At 57.5% G+C, this 17,812-nt stretch carries 16 protein-coding genes; 10 read left to right on the top strand and 6 right to left on the bottom strand.

The window, feature by feature from the left end:
- The 10 genes from AC2FNC_RS14625 to pdeM all read left to right on the top strand — a co-directional run.
- Positions 1–1,000, top strand: a 1,000-nt coding sequence (locus AC2FNC_RS14625; protein ID WP_496715707.1) for a CpaE/TadZ family protein, incomplete at its 5' end; no start/stop codon positions are given.
- Positions 1,001–1,023: 23 nt separating this feature from the next.
- Positions 1,024–2,469 carry a TadA family conjugal transfer-associated ATPase gene (locus AC2FNC_RS14620; RefSeq protein WP_480473713.1) on the top strand — a complete coding sequence of 482 codons (1,446 nt, stop codon included), beginning with the start codon at positions 1,024–1,026 and terminating at the stop codon, positions 2,467–2,469.
- Between the two features lie 11 nt (positions 2,470–2,480).
- Positions 2,481–3,449, top strand: coding sequence for a type II secretion system F family protein (locus tag AC2FNC_RS14615; protein ID WP_496715705.1), 969 nt, complete (start codon positions 2,481–2,483; stop codon positions 3,447–3,449).
- 10 nt (positions 3,450–3,459) lie between these two features.
- A complete protein-coding gene (locus AC2FNC_RS14610) occupies positions 3,460–4,440 on the top strand; it encodes a type II secretion system F family protein (RefSeq protein WP_480604995.1) in 981 nt (326 codons plus the stop codon).
- A gap of 9 nt (positions 4,441–4,449) precedes the next feature.
- On the top strand, positions 4,450–5,034 hold the full coding sequence (locus AC2FNC_RS14605; protein WP_496715704.1) for a tetratricopeptide repeat protein: 585 nt from the start codon (positions 4,450–4,452) through the stop codon (positions 5,032–5,034).
- 30 nt (positions 5,035–5,064) lie between these two features.
- Entirely contained in the window at positions 5,065–5,916 is an 852-nt protein-coding gene (locus AC2FNC_RS14600; protein WP_480518837.1) for a tetratricopeptide repeat protein, read from the top strand.
- 3 nt (positions 5,917–5,919) lie between these two features.
- Positions 5,920–6,465: a prepilin peptidase gene (locus tag AC2FNC_RS14595; RefSeq protein ID WP_480554478.1), complete on the top strand. Its 546-nt coding sequence runs from the start codon at positions 5,920–5,922 to the stop codon at positions 6,463–6,465.
- A gap of 117 nt (positions 6,466–6,582) precedes the next feature.
- Positions 6,583–7,890 carry a DUF8689 domain-containing protein gene (locus AC2FNC_RS14590; protein WP_480473719.1) on the top strand — a complete coding sequence of 436 codons (1,308 nt, stop codon included), beginning with the start codon at positions 6,583–6,585 and terminating at the stop codon, positions 7,888–7,890.
- Positions 7,891–7,930: 40 nt separating this feature from the next.
- Positions 7,931–10,342 carry a ligase-associated DNA damage response DEXH box helicase gene (locus AC2FNC_RS14585; RefSeq protein WP_480554479.1) on the top strand — a complete coding sequence of 804 codons (2,412 nt, stop codon included), beginning with the start codon at positions 7,931–7,933 and terminating at the stop codon, positions 10,340–10,342.
- A 40-nt stretch (positions 10,343–10,382) separates the two neighbouring features.
- Positions 10,383–11,045 carry a ligase-associated DNA damage response endonuclease PdeM gene (gene pdeM / locus AC2FNC_RS14580; protein WP_496715703.1) on the top strand — a complete coding sequence of 221 codons (663 nt, stop codon included), beginning with the start codon at positions 10,383–10,385 and terminating at the stop codon, positions 11,043–11,045.
- A gap of 2 nt (positions 11,046–11,047) precedes the next feature.
- On the opposite strand, the gene AC2FNC_RS14575 is transcribed toward pdeM, so the two are convergent.
- The 6 genes from AC2FNC_RS14575 to ftsH all read right to left on the bottom strand — a co-directional run bounded on the left by AC2FNC_RS14575 (position 11,048) and on the right by ftsH (position 17,750).
- Complete coding sequence (locus tag AC2FNC_RS14575) at positions 11,048–11,641, bottom strand: LytTR family DNA-binding domain-containing protein (RefSeq protein ID WP_496715702.1); 594 nt, start codon at positions 11,639–11,641, stop codon at positions 11,048–11,050.
- Positions 11,642–12,013: 372 nt separating this feature from the next.
- Positions 12,014–12,904 (bottom strand): bifunctional methylenetetrahydrofolate dehydrogenase/methenyltetrahydrofolate cyclohydrolase FolD, encoded by an 891-nt coding sequence (gene folD, locus AC2FNC_RS14570; protein ID WP_480518826.1) that lies wholly within the window; start codon positions 12,902–12,904, stop codon positions 12,014–12,016.
- A 51-nt stretch (positions 12,905–12,955) separates the two neighbouring features.
- A complete protein-coding gene (locus AC2FNC_RS14565; protein ID WP_480496684.1) occupies positions 12,956–13,261 on the bottom strand; it encodes a chorismate mutase in 306 nt (101 codons plus the stop codon).
- Between the two features lie 55 nt (positions 13,262–13,316).
- The gene (locus AC2FNC_RS14560) at positions 13,317–14,993 is read right to left on the bottom strand and encodes a formate--tetrahydrofolate ligase (protein ID WP_496715701.1); all 1,677 of its coding nucleotides are present in this window, start codon (positions 14,991–14,993) and stop codon (positions 13,317–13,319) included.
- Between the two features lie 144 nt (positions 14,994–15,137).
- On the bottom strand, positions 15,138–15,734 hold the full coding sequence (locus AC2FNC_RS14555) for an MOSC domain-containing protein (protein ID WP_480518999.1): 597 nt from the start codon (positions 15,732–15,734) through the stop codon (positions 15,138–15,140).
- Between the two features lie 99 nt (positions 15,735–15,833).
- On the bottom strand, positions 15,834–17,750 hold the full coding sequence (gene ftsH, locus AC2FNC_RS14550) for an ATP-dependent zinc metalloprotease FtsH (RefSeq protein WP_480518822.1): 1,917 nt from the start codon (positions 17,748–17,750) through the stop codon (positions 15,834–15,836).
- Positions 17,751–17,812: the final 62 nt, after the last annotated feature.

Raw genomic sequence — 17,812 nt, 5'->3', positions numbered from 1 at the left:
TGAAATCATCACGCGGGCCAAGGAAAAGAAAATCAAGGTCGTCCTGATCGCCGAGGACGTCACACCTGCTTCGCTCCACCAACTGCTGCGCAAGGGCGCGGACGAGTTTGTCCCCTACCCGCTTCCGGAAGGTGAATTGCAGGAAGCGGTAGAACGCATGAAGCAGCCCGATCCGGTTGTCATGGCACAAGCCGCAGCTGTTCCATTGGCAAATGGCGAATCAAAGGAAGGCGCTTTGTTCGTCGTTCAGGGACTTGCCGGTGGCGTGGGCTCCACGACTTTGGCGGTGAACCTGGCCTGGGAGCTGGCCTGTGCATCGGACAAGGATGCCCCGTCCGTCTGTCTGATCGATCTGGATCTGCAATACGGCACGGTTTCAACCTATCTGGACCTGGCGCGTCGCGAGACGGTGTTCGAAATGCTGTCCGATACGGATTCGATGGATAGCGAGGTTTTCTCGCAAGCCCTTCAAACATATGAAGAAAAACTGCAAGTTCTGACCGCGCCATCCGACATGGTGCCATTGGACCTGATTACCCCCGAAGACATCCAGCGCGTGATTGACATGGCGCGCACACATTTCGACTATGTGGTTGTGGATATGCCCAAGACGCTGGTCTTGTGGTCGGAAACGGTCTTGCAGGCTGCACATGTATATTTTGCAATGATCGAACTCGACATGCGGTCCGCTCAGAATGCCCTGCGCCTCAAGCGCGCGTTGCAGGCCGAAGAACTGCCCTTCAACAAGCTGCGCTTTGCGCTGAACCGAGCCCCAAAATTCACCGACCTGAATGGAAAAAGCCGCGTGAAACGCATGGGGGAAAGCCTTGGCATCTCAATTGACCTGCTGCTGCCTGATGGGGGCAAGCCTGTCATGCAAAGTGGCGACCATGGTTTGCCGCTGGCCAATTCAGCCGCCAAGAACCCGCTTCGCCGGGAAATCGCGAAGCTGGCCAAATCACTTCACAGCCTTGGCAGCAGCAGCGCTGAAGCTGCGTAACATCATCCCAAGGGGGGATCGCCGTGTTCTCAAGATATAAAAAACAGCCAGCAGCGCAGCCCGTCAAAGCGGCAGCGCAGCCGGTCGAAACGGCGGCACCCGCCGCACAAGCTGCCCCCAGCCCCGCAGCAACGGCCGTCGTACGTAAACCTCAGAAAAAAACGGCTGAGGTTGCCGGGGCCGATCGTGATCGAAAACGCAAGGAACGGCTGAGTGAGATCAAGATCGAACTGCATCGCGAGTTGCTGGAGAACCTGAACCTGGCGGCTCTGGAGACCGCAGCCGAAGCGGAGCTACGAGCCGAAATCAGCGCAATCGCCAGCGAAGTTCTGGAAACCAGGAACATCGTTCTGAATCGCGATGACCGATCGCAGTTGAACAAAGAACTGTACGACGAAGTAACGGGTCTTGGTCCGCTTGAGACGCTGCTGCAGGACGATACGGTCAACGATATTCTGGTCAACGGACCGCATCAGATATTCGTGGAACGTGCCGGTAAGCTGGAAATCAGCGACATCACGTTCAAGGATGAAAAGCACCTGATGCGGATCATCGACAAGATCGTGTCTGCGGTGGGCCGTCGTGTTGATGAATCCAACCCTTATGTTGACGCCCGACTGGCCGATGGATCGCGATTCAACGCCATGGTGCCCCCTATCGCGGTAGATGGGTCTCTGGTTTCGATTCGTAAGTTCAAAAAAGACAAGCTGGGTATTGATGATCTGGTCAGTTTCGGTGCGTTCACCGAGGAAATGGCTGCCTATTTGCAGGCTGCCGTATCAACCCGTCTTAATATCATCGTGTCGGGCGGTACCGGTTCCGGTAAAACGACCACACTCAACGCTCTGTCCAGCTTTATCGACGATGCCGAACGCATCTTGACCATCGAGGATACGGCGGAACTTCAGCTGCAACAAACCCATGTGGGCCGGATGGAAAGCCGACCGCCTAACGTGGAAGGCAAAGGTGAGGTCAGCCCGCGCGACTGTCTGAAAAACGCCCTGCGTATGCGACCTGACCGCATCATCGTCGGCGAGACACGCGGCGCCGAGGTGATCGACATGTTGCAGGCCATGAACACTGGCCACGACGGTTCGATGACCACGATCCACGCGAACTCGGCCCGTGACGGGATTTCACGTTTGGAAAACATGATCGCGATGGCCGGCATCGAAATGCCCATTAAGGCCGTCCGCAGCCAGATCGCAAGCGCTGTGAACCTAATCGTTCAGGCCAGCCGATTGCAGGATGGTTCGCGCCGGATGACCTCGATCACCGAGATTACCGGTATGGAAGGTGACGTGATTTCGATGCAGGAAATCTTTCGTTTTCAACGTGTTGGCCTGACACCTGACAACAAGATCATCGGTCACTTTACGGCAACTGGGGTGCGCAGCCACTATTCGGAACGCTTCCGTCTGTGGGGTTTTGATCTGCCCGCATCCATCTACGACCCAACCACAATGTAGGAGAACCGGGTATGCAATTGCCTATGGAGGCGATCATCTATGTCGCCATCTTTGTGGGGGTTCTTGCCCTGGTCGAGGGCATCTATCTGGTTGCGTTCGGCAAATCCATCAGACTGAACAGCCGGGTCAACCGGCGTCTGGACATGCTGGAAAAGGGTGCCGGGCGCGAACAGGTTCTGGAGCAGCTGCGCAAGGAAATGCAGCAGCACATGAAATCACAGAGCATCCCTCTGTATTCGCTGCTTGCTGACAAGGCTCAAAAAGCCGCCATTGCGTTTTCTCCCCGTCAACTGATCATGATCATGGCGCTGGTCTCGGCCATGGCGTTTGTGGGTCTGAGCATCGGTACCGCGACAGACACAGCGCTGCGCGCCGCGATTTCAATCGCCATCGGTATTGGCGGCGTTTACGCGTGGGTGAACCACAAGGCCAAGAAACGTATGGGAATGATCGAAGAGCAGCTGCCTGACGCGGTTGAGCTGATGGTGCGTTCGCTGCGTGTGGGTAATCCTTTCGTTTCGACAATTCAGGTTGTTTCGAACGAAGTTCAGGATCCGCTGGGAACCGAGTTTGGTGTTATCGCGGATGAATGCGCCTATGGTCGCGATGTGGGCGAGGCGCTGAAGGATATGGCTGAACGTCTGGATATGCAGGATTTGCGGTTCCTCGCGGTTGCTGTGGGTATTCAGCAGCAGTCCGGTGGTAACCTGGCCGAAATTCTGGCTGGATTGGCACAGGTGATCCGTGCGCGGTTCCGCCTGTTCCGGCGTGTCAAGGCAATCACGGCCGAAGCACAATGGTCAGGCAAGTTCCTGTCTGGCTTCCCAATTGCGTGTCTGATTTTCATCCTGGTCAAGGACCCAGGGTATTATGACGAAGTGTTGGACCACCCCTGGTTCATCCCTGCGTGTTTCGTTGTCGGCATTTTGCTGACACTGAACCTGATCGTCATGAAGATCATCACCAACATCAAGGTCTGAGGGCAGCACAATGGAATTTCTGACCAACATCAATGATCTGCTGACTCAACACCTGGGTGAGTTCGGCCCCCTTATCGTGGTGGGTGTACTTGGCCTGATCATGGTTCTTGTCGCTGTCTCACTGATCATGAGCCAGCCGGAAGATCCTCTGAAAAAACTTCAGCGGTCGAATGCGGCCCCGCGGGCAACAAAAAAAAGCAAGAAAGAGCAACTGCGAAACTCCAGTCGAAATGAGCAGCTTGAGAAATTCGCGACTTTTCTGGAGCCGAAAAACGAAGAAGAGTATTCGGCGGTTGAGCTGAAGCTGCGTCAGGCGGGATATCGGTCAAAAGATGCGGTCCGGTTCTTTCACTTTGCGCAGTTTTCGCTAGGTATCATTGGTATCGTTGTCGGTGTTCTGCTGATTACGGTCCTTTCAAACGGTCAGGAATTCACCGGTCAGCAAATGATGATCCGGGTGTTCGTGCCAGCCGCAATTGGTTATTTCGCCCCGAAATACTGGATCACACGCCGGGTCGAAGCACGCAAAGAGGCAATTACAGCAGGCTTTCCCGATACGCTTGACCTGATGCTGGTCTGCGTTGAGGCCGGACAGTCACTGGACCAGGCCATCGTTCGTGTGTCCGGTGAAATGAAATCCTCCTACCCCGATATCGCTCAGGAATTCGAAACCGTCGCACACGAGATGAAAGCCGGTAAGGACAAAGACACTGTATTGCGCGACTTCGGAGTGCGCTGCGGCGTACAGGACGTAAACTCATTCGTCACCGTGATGATCCAGTCGGCAACTTTCGGTACATCCATTGCCGAAGCATTGCGGGTTTACGCCTCTGAGATGCGTGACAAACGCGTGATGCGCGCCGAGGAGGCTGCGAACAAGTTGCCTACGAAGATGACTCTTGTCACAATGATGCTGACAGTTCCGCCACTGCTGATCATTCTGGTCGGCCCGTCGGCGAATGTCATTTCAACTTTCGGGCGCGCAGGATGATAAAACCCTATGAAAGCTGAATTCTGGTGCTTCCCGTCCGGGTTTCGCCGAATACTTAAGGCCACCGTGGTTTGCACCATGGTGGCTTCTTGCACAGAAGGCCTGTCGCCGAACGGCCTGGATGCGCCGGGAGTTGATCCCAGGGGACAAGCAGAAGACAATATCGAGGTCGGAAACCGGCTGATGGCTGCCGGTGAATACGAACTGGCGCTTGATACTTTTACCCGCGCCGCGCTGGACCAGGGTATGACGACACAGGTCTTGACCTCTCTGGGTACGGCCAATCTTGGGTTGCGGCGTTTAGGGCAGGCCGAGAAATTGCTGCGCCGTGCCGTGGAAGGCGATCCGGATTGGCCTGTTGCATGGAATAATCTGGGCGTTCTGCTGATGGAGAAAAAGGAGTACCCCGAAGCGGCGCAGGTCTTTCAACGGGCTTACGCGCTGGACAATGGCGAAAGTGACGCAATCCGCGACAATCTGCGCTTAGCACTCGCAAAAATGGAAAATCCTGTTAATAATATCCCGCAAGAACAACAAGAATATACACTGGAGCAGCTTGGCGACGGGCAATTCGCGCTACGCAAAATCCAGTAATCGAGGCAAGAGCAGTAAAGGACGCAAAAAATGCGCCAGCAATTCTTGATTCCGGCTGTTGTTTTCAGCAGTCTGATCCTTTCGGCCTGTGCAAAGGAATCCGAAGAGGAAAAAGTGGAACGGACGTTTCAGGAAGTGAACGTTATTGACGAAACCAACCTGAACGATGTGTTGTTGAGTGCCGCCGACCCGAATGAGGCAGTGACCTATTTTCACGGTGCCACACTCAAGAACCCTGATCGCATCGATCTTCAGCGCGGGTTGGCAATATCCCTGGGACGCGCAAAACGCACCACCGAAGCGGCAGCAGCGTGGAAGCGCGTGACGACAATGAAGGGTACGAACGCCGCAGACAAGGTCGAGTACGCCGATGCGCTGGTGCGAAATGGCGACTGGTCTCAGGCCAAAACCGTTCTGGATACGGTTCCCCCAACGTTCGAAACCTTTAAACGCTATCGCCTTGAGGCGGTGGTCGCGGATTCCCGGAAAGAGTGGAAGCGGGCTGATCATTTCTATGAAACGGCCGTTGGGCTGACCACCCGCCCGGGCAGCGTAATGAACAATTGGGGGTATTCGAAACTGACCCGTGGCCAGTATGCCGAGGCCGAACGCCTGTTCACCGACGCAGTCCGCCAGGACAGCTCTTTGTTCACTGCCAAGAATAATCTGGTGCTGGCCCGGTCAGCGCAGGGCAACTATAGCCTTCCAGTGGTGCCGATGACCCAGGTTGAACGGGCGCTACTGCTGAATACGATGGGTATTTCCGCGGTCAAGCAGGGCGATGTAGAAACCGCGAAAAACCTGTTCCGCGAGGCCATTGCCACCCATCCGCAGCATTTCGATGAAGCGGTCCGCTCGCTTCGTGCGCTTGAAGAGGCCTGACACATGCAAATCCCCGCTGCGGCGGCGGCATGGTTCCTGCCCTTCGTGCTGCCGATCTGCTTTTACGTGGCCTTCACGGATATGCGTGAGATGCGGATCAAAAACCATGCAGTTGTTGCGCTGGCGTTGATTTTTGTCGTGGTCGGGCTGGTTGCCATCCCGCCCTGGTCCACCGGCACGGTCAGCGGTCATCTGTTGCTGATCAATGTGTCGATGCCGATCTATTTCTGGCACCTTCTGCATATCCCCGTGGTGTTGATTTTCGGCATTCTTCTGAACGCGTCAGGGGCAATGGGCGCGGGCGACGCTAAGTTTCTTGCCGCGTCCGCGCCATTTGTCTGGCTTGGCGATCTAAAGCTGGTGCTGCTTATTCTGACCGCCTGTATTCTGGCCGCCGTGGTCACGCATCGTTTGGCTAAAATCACAAGGTTGCGCACCATTGCGCCACATTGGGAAAGTTGGGATCGGGGCAAGCAGTTCCCCATGGGGTTCGCACTGGGTGGCTCGCTGGCCATGTATCTGATTCTGGGTACTGTTCTCGGTTCGTAAACTATCATCAGCGCGCCTTGCCGCTGCCTTTGTCCCGCCACAAAGCTGGGTCATTTTTCCTTCAAGTCGCCCTTATTCGGGCAGTTGGCGTTACAATTTGACGAACGAGCACCGCGCATGAATATGCAGACTTCCTCTGTTATGGCCCCCCCTACCCCGAAGGGGTTAAGCGAAATGAAGCTTCCGCTGGTGATGATGCGGGATATCTTGCTGAAGACCATATTCCGCAAGAACACCAGCACCGTGTCAGAAGTTTCTGCGGCCATATGTCTGCCTGGCGCTGTGACCCAGGAACTGATCGACATCGCACGCGAGCAGAAGCTGCTTGAGGCAATGGGGACGCTGAACGCCAACAGCGGCAACGAGATGGGATATCAGCTGACTGATGCCGGCAAGGCCCGCGCTCTGGATGCCCTCAGCCAGTCCGAGTATTTCGGTGCGATGCCCGTCCCGCTGGATGTCTATCGCGAGCAAGTCAAACGTCAATCGATCCGCAACATTCAGGTCACGCGCGACCAGTTGACCAACGCCATGGGCCATCTGGTTCTGCCCGACAGCCTGCTGGATCATCTAGGCCCGGCAGTCAGCGCAGGCCGGTCGATCCTGATGTATGGTCCGCCGGGCAACGGTAAATCGTCCATCTCGAACGGCATTCGCGATGCGCTGGGGGACAATGTCTATGTGCCCTACGCCATCGAATATGCGGGGCAGGTGATCACGGTCTACGACCCGATCGTGCACACCGCGATCGAGCAGGAGGCCGACGACCCGAACAGCCTGCGCCGCCGCAAACGTTTCGACTCACGCTATGTACAGTGTGAACGCCCGACCGTGGTCACCGGCGGTGAACTGTCGCTTAGTATGCTGGACCTGGTTTACAACCCTACCGCGCGAACCTATCAGGCACCGCTGCAGCTGAAATCCACGGGCGGCATCTTTATCGTGGACGACCTTGGCCGTCAGGCCGAACCACCGCAGGCGCTGGTCAACCGCTGGATTGTTCCACTGGAAGAGAACAAGGATATCCTGGGCCTGCAATCGGGTGAGAAATTCGAAGTTCCGTTTGATACGCTGGTCATCTTCTCGACCAACTTCCACCCGAACGAGATATTTGACCAGGCGGCCCTGCGCCGGATCTTCTTCAAGATCAAGATCGACGGCCCGAATCAGGAAAACTTCCTGAAGATTTTCGCCATGGTTGCGCGCAAACGCGGGATGCCGCTGGATGAGGCGGCGCTGGTGCACCTGCTGAAGGTCAAATACCCGACCATCAACAACATCTACGCCAACTATCAACCGATCTTTCTGATCGACCAGATGATCTCGATCTGCGAGTTCGAAGGCATCCCCTATCAGATGAGCCCCGAACTGATCGACCGGGCCTGGGCCAACATGTTCGTCAAAGACGAGAAAATCGTCAAATAACGCCGTGCCATTACCACTCTGGGGCGGGTAGTCTGCGTTCATGACGCAGATTCCCGCACGGATTGCCGCGTGGTTTTCCACCAAAGGCTGGTCCATCCACCCGCATCAGCAAGAGATGTTCGACCGCGCATTCAGCCCGGCGACACTGCTGATTGCGCCCACCGGTGGCGGCAAAACCATGGCCGGGTTTCTGCCGTCGCTGGCTGAACTTGCGGATGCTGGCCACAATGGATTGCACACGATCTATGTCTCGCCGCTCAAGGCGCTGGCCGCCGACATCAAACGCAATCTGCGCACCCCGGTGGATGAGATCGGCCTGCCTGTCAGGATCGAGGATCGAACCGGTGACACCTCAGCCACGCAGAAGAAACGCCAAAGGGCTGATCCACCGCATATCCTGTTGACCACGCCGGAAAGTCTGGCGTTGCTGACCTCGTACGAGGATGCCCCGCGTATGTTTGAAGGTGTGCAGCGGATCATCGTCGATGAAATCCACGCACTGGCTGAAAGCAAGCGCGGGGATCAGCTGATGCTGGCGCTGGCACGCCTGCAACGCCTCAATCCCGATCTGCGCCGCGTCGGGTTGTCGGCGACGGTGGAAGATCCTGTTGCGATTGCCCGCTTTCTGGCCCGCCACCCTGATCCCTGCCAGATTGTACAGGCCGACCCCGGTCCGGACCCGGATATCCGAATGCTGGAAACGTCGCAGATGCCGCCCTGGTCTGGCGGTGGCGCGGCTTATGCTATTCCAGCCGTGCTGGAGCAGATCAAGCAGCACAAGACCACATTGATCTTTCACAATACGCGCGCCCAGGCCGAGATATTCTTTCACAACCTGTGGCTGGCCAATGATGACGGTCTGCCCATCGGCATCCATCACGGCAGTCTGGACCGGCAGCAGCGCGAGCGGGTCGAGGCGGCGATGGTCCGGGGTGACTTGCGCGCCATCGTCTGCACCGGTTCGCTGGATCTGGGCATCGACTGGGGGGATGTCGATCTGGTGATCCAGATCGGCGCGCCCAAGAATGTCAAACGGCTGGTGCAAAGGATAGGACGGGCCAACCACCGCTATAACGCACCTTCCAAAGCCCTTTTGGTACCTGCCAATCGCTTCGAAGTGGTCGAATGCGTCGCCGCGCTAGAGGCCGCCAAAGCCCATGAGCTGGATGGGGAACCCCGCGGCCGTGGCCCGCGCGATGTTTTGTGCCAGCATATCCTGATTGCCGCTTGCGCCGGACCGTTCAACGCCGATGATCTTTATGCCGAGATGACATCCGCCGGGCCTTACGCTCAATTGACGCGGGCCGAGTTTGACGCCTGCCTGAATTTCTGTGCTACCGGCGGCTATGCTCTGCAAGCCTATGATCGCTGGCAAAGGCTGCAACACGGCGCCGACGGGCAATGGCAACTGCGCGACCCGCGCGCCGCATCGCGAATTCGTATGAATCTGGGCACGATTCAGGACACGGATACGCTCAAGGTTCGTCTGAAACGCAACCGGGGCGGCAAGCCACTGGGAGAAGTAGAAGAAGCATTCGCTGCCTCGCTAACGCCCGGCGACACCTTCCTGATCGGTGGGCAAATCGTGCGGTATGAGGGGCTGCGCGAGATGGTGGTCGAAGTCACGCGGCACGCTGACCGAAAGCCAAAGATTGCGACCTTCTCGGGCACGAAATTCGCAACCTCCACTCAGCTTAGCGACCGCATCCTGAACATGTTTGCCCAAACTGACTGGCCACAGCTTCCCCCTCATACGTCTGAATGGCTGGATTTGCAGCGCCAGATGTCCCGCCTGCCCCAGCGTGACCGGCTGCTCATCGAGAGCTTTCCCAGCGACGGGCGTGAACATCTTTGCGTCTACGGCTTTGCCGGACGAAATGCACAACAGACTTTGGGCCTGTTGCTGACAAAACGGATGGAGGAGACCGGACTGGCCCCGCTGGGTTTTGTCGCCACGGACTATGCCACACTGATCTGGGGTCTGGACGCGGTTACCGATCCCCGTCCGTTGCTTCAACCCGATGCACTGCGCGACAGGCTTGACACCTGGCTGGCAGGTAACGCCGTTATGAAGCGCACGTTTCGTGCATCGGCCACCATTGCCGGTCTGATCGAACGCAACATGGCAGGGCAGCGCAAAAGCGGGCGGCAGGCTACGTTTTCGTCCGATATCCTGTATGACACCTTGCTGAAATACGATCCCGATCACCTATTGATGCAGATCACCCGCGAGGAAGCCATGCGTGGGCTTGTCGATTTCGGTCGGATCGAAACAATGCTGGCCCGAATTGGCGACAGGATTGATCTGGTGCGGCTGGAGCGTGTTTCACCCCTGTCAGCGCCACTGTTTCTGGAGGTTGGCAAAGTGCCGGTGAAAGGCAGTGCCGAAGAAAGGCTTCTGGCGGAAGAAAGCGCGCGGCTGCTGCAAGCGGCGGGGTTGGAACAGCTTTGATCTGCTTGCGCCGGGCCCTGAAACAGGCCAAGAACGTATCATGAACGAACTTGAGTTTCCCTTTGCGGGTCAGCGCCTGTGTGCTTTGCCGTCCGGTGCGCTTTGGTGGCCAGACGAAAGCTTGCTGTGCGTGTCGGACTTGCATCTGGGTAAATCCGAGCGCGTCGCGCGGCGTGGTGGGCCTTCACTTCCGCCTTATGACAGCCGTGAAACGCTGGACCGCCTGAAAGATGACCTGGGACAAACGAACGCCAAAACCATTGTATGTCTGGGCGACAGCTTCGATGATCTTGAGGCTGCCCGGGCGCTGCCAAAATCAGAAATGCTAAGGATCGCGACCTTACAGTCCGGACGTCAGTGGATCTGGATTGAGGGGAACCACGATCCCGGTCCTATTGAGCTGGGGGGGACCCATCTGTTCGAATGGCACCGTGGCCCGCTTGTTTTCTGTCATATCGCGCAGGATCCCGCGCGAGGAGAAGTTTCCGGCCATTACCATCCAAAAGTCCGGATCAGGGTCAAGGGACGTCATATTTCACGCCCCGCTTTTCTGCTGAATGATCATCGCATTATACTTCCGGCCTATGGCGCTTTTACCGGGGGGCTTCGCAGCTCTGATCAAGTGCTGTCGGCACTGATGGGATCGCAGGCGATGGCGATCCTCACAGGTCCGCGTCCATACATGTTGCCAATGCCGCAATAGGTTCAGATCAGGCCATCCATTTCCAGCATCGGTTTGTATTTCCGGCTGACCGGAACCAGATCACAATTGATCAATTTCAGATAGGTTTTACTGCCTTCCCTTTCGACACTTACAATGGATGCGTCGGTGACCCAATGCGAACGGTGCGAGCAATGACCCGGGACAGGCTCCATCTCGGCAATCGCATCTGTGAAACGCGACCGGAGCGTGAAGGTGCCTTCTGAGGTGACAACATCCACGTTGTGATCCCGAACGGTCAAGCGATAGATCTGCCCGTTGAATCTGGGTGGCAAGCGTTTGACAAGTCGTGGTTTTTCAAGATCAGATTCAGTAATTGCCGCGGCATTCAGATCGTTGCGCTGTACAAGCATCAAGCCTGTCGCGAACAAAGCGCCATAAACCACAACCCTCTCGGCGTCCGGCGCCATGTATCCACCACAGGTGAAAAGAACCCAGGCCAACATCCAAAGTGAAGGCGTGAACAATGCCAAGGTCAAAGAAACAAATGCCAGATCCCTCGCCGGAACATTCAGGAAAACGGGGTTCTTCCGCATCAGCTTTCTGGCAAGCCCGGTAACCGTCAAAGCAAGGACCATCACTCCCGCCCAGAATACAAGCCGCAGTCCAAATGACAGGTCAGAATCAAGGAAGGGTGGAAACGCATATGCAAGTAAAGGAAGAAAGACCAAACCCGCTACCACACGTTGCGGTGAAAATGCCTTCAGGATTATACTTATTTTAGACGTCATACCGCTTTTGTGCATGAATTAGCATAGTTCACCCCGAATGTGTCAAACACAATAGTGCCTTCACCTGTAACCAGCTGGGATTACAGGGATATCATGATTTGTTCGGCTGTCAAACCCATTCAGGGCGCTTTGCCCATGCAGTCAGGGGACGATTTGGCTGGAGCTTTGCCTGCCAAAAAAGGGGGCCGGTCCGAAGGGTCCGATCCGGCCCCGCGTGTATCAGGCGGTCAGGCCTTCTGGTTCGGGGAGTTTGTTTGCGCGGCAGCAGGCGGTGAGGGTGTTAGCCAGCAGGCAGGCGATGGTCATGGGGCCGACGCCGCCGGGGACGGGGGTGATGGCGCCGGCGCGCTCGGCGGCGCTGGTATAGTCGACATCGCCGACCAGCTTGGTCTTGCCATCGCGTTCGATGCGGTTGATGCCCACGTCGATCACGGTGGCGCCTTCCTTGATCCAGTCGCCGGGCACCATCTCGGGGCGGCCGACAGCGGCCACGACAATATCGGCGCGGCGCACCACATCCGGCAGGTCCCTGGTGCGCGAATGCGCGATGGTCACAGTGCAGCTGTCCCCCAGCAGCAGCTGAGCCATCGGCTTGCCCACGATGTTCGAGCGACCGATGACAACCGCATCCATGCCCGACAGCGACCCGTGGTGATCGCGCAGCATCATCAGGCAGCCCAGCGGGGTGCAGGGCACCATCGATTTCTGACCAGTGCCCAGCAGGCCCACATTCGAGATGTGGAAGCCGTCCACATCCTTGGCCGGATCGATCGAGTTGATCACCAGATCCTCGTTCAGGTGTTTTGGCAGCGGCAGCTGTACCAGAATGCCATGCACCGCCGGATCAGTGTTCAGTTTGTCGATCAGCGCCAGCAGCTCCGCCTCGGAGGTCTCCACATCCAGCTTGTGCTCGTAGCTGTTCATGCCGACCTCGACGGTCATCTTGCCTTTCGAGCGGACATAGACCTGGCTGGCCGGATCCTCGCCCACCAGAACCACGGCCAGGCCGGGGGTGATGCCGTTTTCCTCTTTCAGCTTTGCAACCTGATCGGCCACCTGCGCGCGCACTTTGGCGGCAAAGGCCTTCCCGTCGATAACCTGCGCTACCATCCTTTGGTCCCTTCTTTCAAAACCCAAACGGGCGCAGAACGCGCCCGGTCTTTACTCGGGGCCGAGCACACGTTCCTCACGTGCAATCGACCAGTCAATCAGAATGCGCCAGAGCGTTTCGGACAAATCGGGGTCCATCCCCGCCGCCTGCGAACTGGCGCGCACCTTTTGCACCACATCCTCGACCCGGTCCGGGATGCGGGCGGGCAGGCCCTCGCCCGGCTTCAGCTCAGACGCGCGGTCGATATAGCTTGCGCGCCTCACCAGCATCCCGATCAGCTGGTGGTCAAGCCTGTCGATCTGAACCCGCAGATCCCGCATCGAATGGCAGTCCTGCGGCGGTGTCAGAGTGGGCATCATCGTCTCCTCATGGCCCGGGGGTTCCGGACCATGAAATGTCTTATTCAGCGACTTAGAACAAGCCCTCGATCTCACCTGCGTCATTGAGGCAGATGGTTTCCGCGGCCGGTTTGCGGGGCAGGCCCGGCATGGTCATGATCTCACCGCAGACAACCACGATAAAGCCCGCACCCGCGCTCAGGCGGACCTCACGCACCGGGACCGAATGGCCGGTGGGCGCGCCCCGCAGGGTCGGGTCGGTCGAGAAGCTGTACTGGGTTTTCGCCATGCAGACCGGCAGGTTGCCATACCCCGCTGCTTCCCATTCTTTCAGCTGCGTGCGGATCTTGTTGTCGGCCAGAACCTCGTCGGCGCGGTAGATGCGCTTGGCGATGGTTTCGATCTTCTCAAACAGCGGCATTTCGTCGGGGTAGATCGGCGCGAAGTTCGCAGAGCCCCCTTCGACGATCTCCACAACTTTGCGGGCCAGATCAGCAGACCCTTCCGAGCCCAGTTCCCAGTGGCGCGACAGAATCGCCTCGACCCCGTGAGAGGCGCAATAATCCTTCACCGCCTGAACCTCGGCATCGGTGTCGGTGACAAAGTGGTTGATGGCGACAACAACCGGAACACCGAACGACTTCACGTTCTCGATGTGACGGCCCAGGTTGGCGCAGCCCGCCTTGACCGCGGCGACGTTTTCCGCGCCCAGATCGGCTTTGGCGACGCCGCCATTCATCTTCATCGCGCGCACGGTGGCAACCAGAACCACGGCAGAGGGCGCAATGCCCGCCTTGCGGCACTTGATGTTCATGAACTTCTCGGCACCCAGATCGGCGCCAAAGCCCGCCTCGGTCACCACATAGTCAGCCACTTTCAGCGCGGTCTTTGTGGCAATTACCGAGTTGCAGCCATGCGCAATGTTGGCAAACGGGCCACCGTGGACAAAGGCCGGGTTGTTTTCCAGCGTCTGCACCAGGTTCGGCTGCATTGCGTCTTTCAGCAGAACGGTCATCGCGCCTTCGGCCTTGATGTCGCGGCAATAGACCGGCGTCTTGTCGCGGCGATAAGCCACGATGATATCACCCAGACGCTTTTCCAGATCCTTCAGGTCGTTTGACAGGCACAGGATCGCCATAACCTCGGACGCCACTGTGATGTCAAAACCTGTTTCGCGCGGGAACCCGTTCGACACGCCGCCCAGGCTGGCAGTGATCTGGCGCAGGGCGCGGTCGTTCATGTCGACCACACGACGCCATGCGACCCGGCGAGTGTCGATCTCGCATTCATTGCCCCAGTAGATGTGGTTGTCGATCATCGCCGACAGCAGCGAATGGGCCGAGGTGATCGCGTGGAAATCGCCGGTGAAGTGCAGGTTCATCTCTTCCATCGGAACAACCTGCGCATAGCCGCCCCCCGCAGCGCCGCCCTTCATGCCGAAGTTCGGACCCAGCGAGGCCTCGCGGATACAGATCATCGCATTCTTGCCGATCCGGTTCAGACCGTCACCCAGACCAACCGTTGTGGTCGTCTTGCCCTCACCCGCAGGCGTCGGGTTGATCGCCGTCACCAGCACCAGCTTGCCGTCTTCACGACCCTGCACCGAGTTGATGAACTCCTGGCTCACCTTCGCCTTGTCATGCCCATACGGCAACAGATCATCACTGGATATTCCAAGCTTCGCGCCGATCTCCTGGATCGGCTTCTTATTCGCTTCACGCGCAATTTCGATGTCGGATTTATAGCTCATTGGCCGGGGTCCTTGATTGAATACCGTGCAAAACCGACGTCAAACGTCGGCGCTACGCATTCCATACCCTTGTGTACAATCTGATTAGCCATGGATTCCGACATTCTGGCGTCGCGAAGCGTCGTCAGGTCACTTCATCGGTAACTAATCGGAAACCTGCATATTTTCGGGGCTCCAGGCAGGCTGGTCCGGAACAAAGAGCTTGAGGTGATCGCCCAGTTGAATGCGCCCGGGACGTTCAATCCATCCCGTGACACCCCGGCGCCCGACGGCAGCGGGTTTGAACCCTGCACCATACCCCTGATGAACCGCTTCGATTTCGCGACCGGGCAATACGCAGGGTGCGTTTTCCATATCCACAGTGATCGTCAGCCCGTTGACCGCCTGAAGGCGCGAGGACGGCGGAATGTGCGAGAAATCCGGAACACCTTTCAGCACTATGGATACGCCCAGATAAGACGGGTCAAGCTGGTCCAGCCCCATGTTCTGCGCGATCTGCTGCAACTCTTCCAAGGACAGCACCGAAAGTTGACGAACATTGCGGATTTCAGTGCCCTTGGGATAGAGGTTCGAGACCCGAACACAGGACGCACGGTTCAGACCTTCGTGCCGTTCGCCTTTCGCGCCCTCAAACCCAAGATCCAGCAACTCCACGGGCTTGGCACGAAGCGATCCGCCGGCAGGAACAAGGCCCAGCCAAACGACTTCGGCTGCAAATTCGGTTTCCCGCAAAAACGGCATACGCGCTTCCCTACCCATTGGTGTCTGCCAGCGCATAATGCCCAGTAACGCTCTGATGGAAAGAGAAAAAACCCGGGTCAGAGCCCGGGTTCTTGCTGGTTATGCTGTCGGTTCAGGTTCCATCCCGCCCTCAGGCGGTGATTTCTTGGCCTTGGTCTTGGGGATGGCTGTCACGCTGGGCGCACTGCCCTCGTCCGACTTGTCGTTCCGGTCATCGCTGTCGCCGGGCGATTCCCCGTTCATGACGCGTTTGATTTCGTCACCGGTCAGCGTTTCGTATTCCAGCAAACCTTGGGCCAGACGTTCCCATTTTTCGTTATGATCGGTCAGAATCTTGTGCGCCTGTTCATAGCCTTGCTGGATCAGGCGCTTTACCTCTTCTTCAATCAGTTCCTTGGTATGAGCCGATACCGAGAACCCGGCAGTATTGCCCTGGTATCCCTCATGGGCCTCGGCATAGTCGATATTGCCGACCTTGTCCGACATTCCCCAGCGCATCACCATGGCACGTGCCAATTGGCTGGCCTGCATGATGTCCCCGGCAGGCCCGTTCGACACGTGATCTTCGCCATACTTGATGACCTCGGCCGCCTTACCTGCCATGGTCATCGCCAGCTTTTGTTCGCACTCATCCCGGTGATAGTTCAGGCGATCCATTTCCGGCAGCGAAACGACCATACCCAGCGCGCCGCCGCGCGGTATGATGGTCGCCTTGTAGACCGGATCGCACATGGGCAGAGACAGACCAACAACAGCATGACCCGCTTCGTGATAGGCTGTTTTTTCCTTCTGATCCTGAGTCAGCACCATCGAGCGGCGCTCGGCCCCCATCATCACCTTGTCCTTGGCGTTTTCAAAATCTTCCATGGTGACAAAGCGACGGCCCACGCGCGCCGCCATCAACGCGGCCTCGTTCACGAGGTTGGCCAGATCCGCACCCGAGAAGCCCGGCGTACCGCGCGCGATGATGCGCAGATCAACATCGGGACCCAGCGGTGTCTTGCGTGCGTGAACGCCCAGAATTTTCTCGCGGCCCTTGATGTCCGGGTTGCCGACTGTGACCTGACGGTCGAACCGGCCCGGTCGCAGCAGCGCAGGGTCCAGAACGTCCTTGCGGTTGGTGGCTGCCAGAATGATCACACCTTCGTTGGCCTCAAACCCGTCCATTTCGACCAGCAACTGGTTGAGCGTTTGTTCACGCTCGTCATTGCCGCCGCCATACCCGGCGCCGCGATGACGACCCACAGCGTCAATCTCATCGATAAACACGATACAGGGCGCATTCTTTTTCGCTTGCTCGAACATGTCGCGCACGCGAGACGCACCCACACCAACGAACATTTCGACAAAATCCGAACCCGAGATGGTGAAGAACGGCACGCCCGCCTCACCCGCAATGGCACGGGCCAGCAGCGTCTTACCGGTACCCGGAGGGCCAACCAGCAGCGCGCCCTTGGGGATCTTGCCACCAAGGCGGCTGAACTTCTGCGGGTTTCGCAGGAACTCGACAATCTCTTCCAGCTCTTCCTTGGCTTCGTCGATACCGGCAACATCATCAAAGGTCACGCGGCCATGCTTTTCAGTCAGCATCTTGGCCTTGGATTTGCCAAAGCCCATCGCGCCACCTTTGCCGCCGCCCTGCATCCGGTTCATGAAATAGACCCAGACACCAATCAGCAGCAGGAAAGGCAGCAGCGTGATCAGGAACGATTGAAACCCTGATTGCTGCTGTTTTACGGCCTGGACTGGTATGTTTTCCTCGATCAGAAGCTTGGTCACTTCGGCGTCGCCGGGTTTGATCGTGACATAGCTGGCACCGCTTTGCAGGGTATAGCGAATCTGCTCACCATCCAGGGTCACATTCTTGACTTCACCGCTTTGGACGGCACCGACAAAGTCGGAATAGGTTTTCTCGTTGCTCTGAAGCGTTCCGCCCGGTCCACTGAACAGATTGAACAGTGCAAGGATGAGCAGGAACAAAACGACCCAAAACGCGATATTGCGAGCGTTGCCCAAGGAAATTCTCCTAAAAGTTCCGGCAGGTGAGACGCTGCCAAGTTACCTCTTAAAATAGAGAG

This window comes from Ruegeria sp. BHSA123 (assembly GCF_059613425.1).
This window is presented reverse-complemented; position numbering and strand designations above follow the sequence as displayed.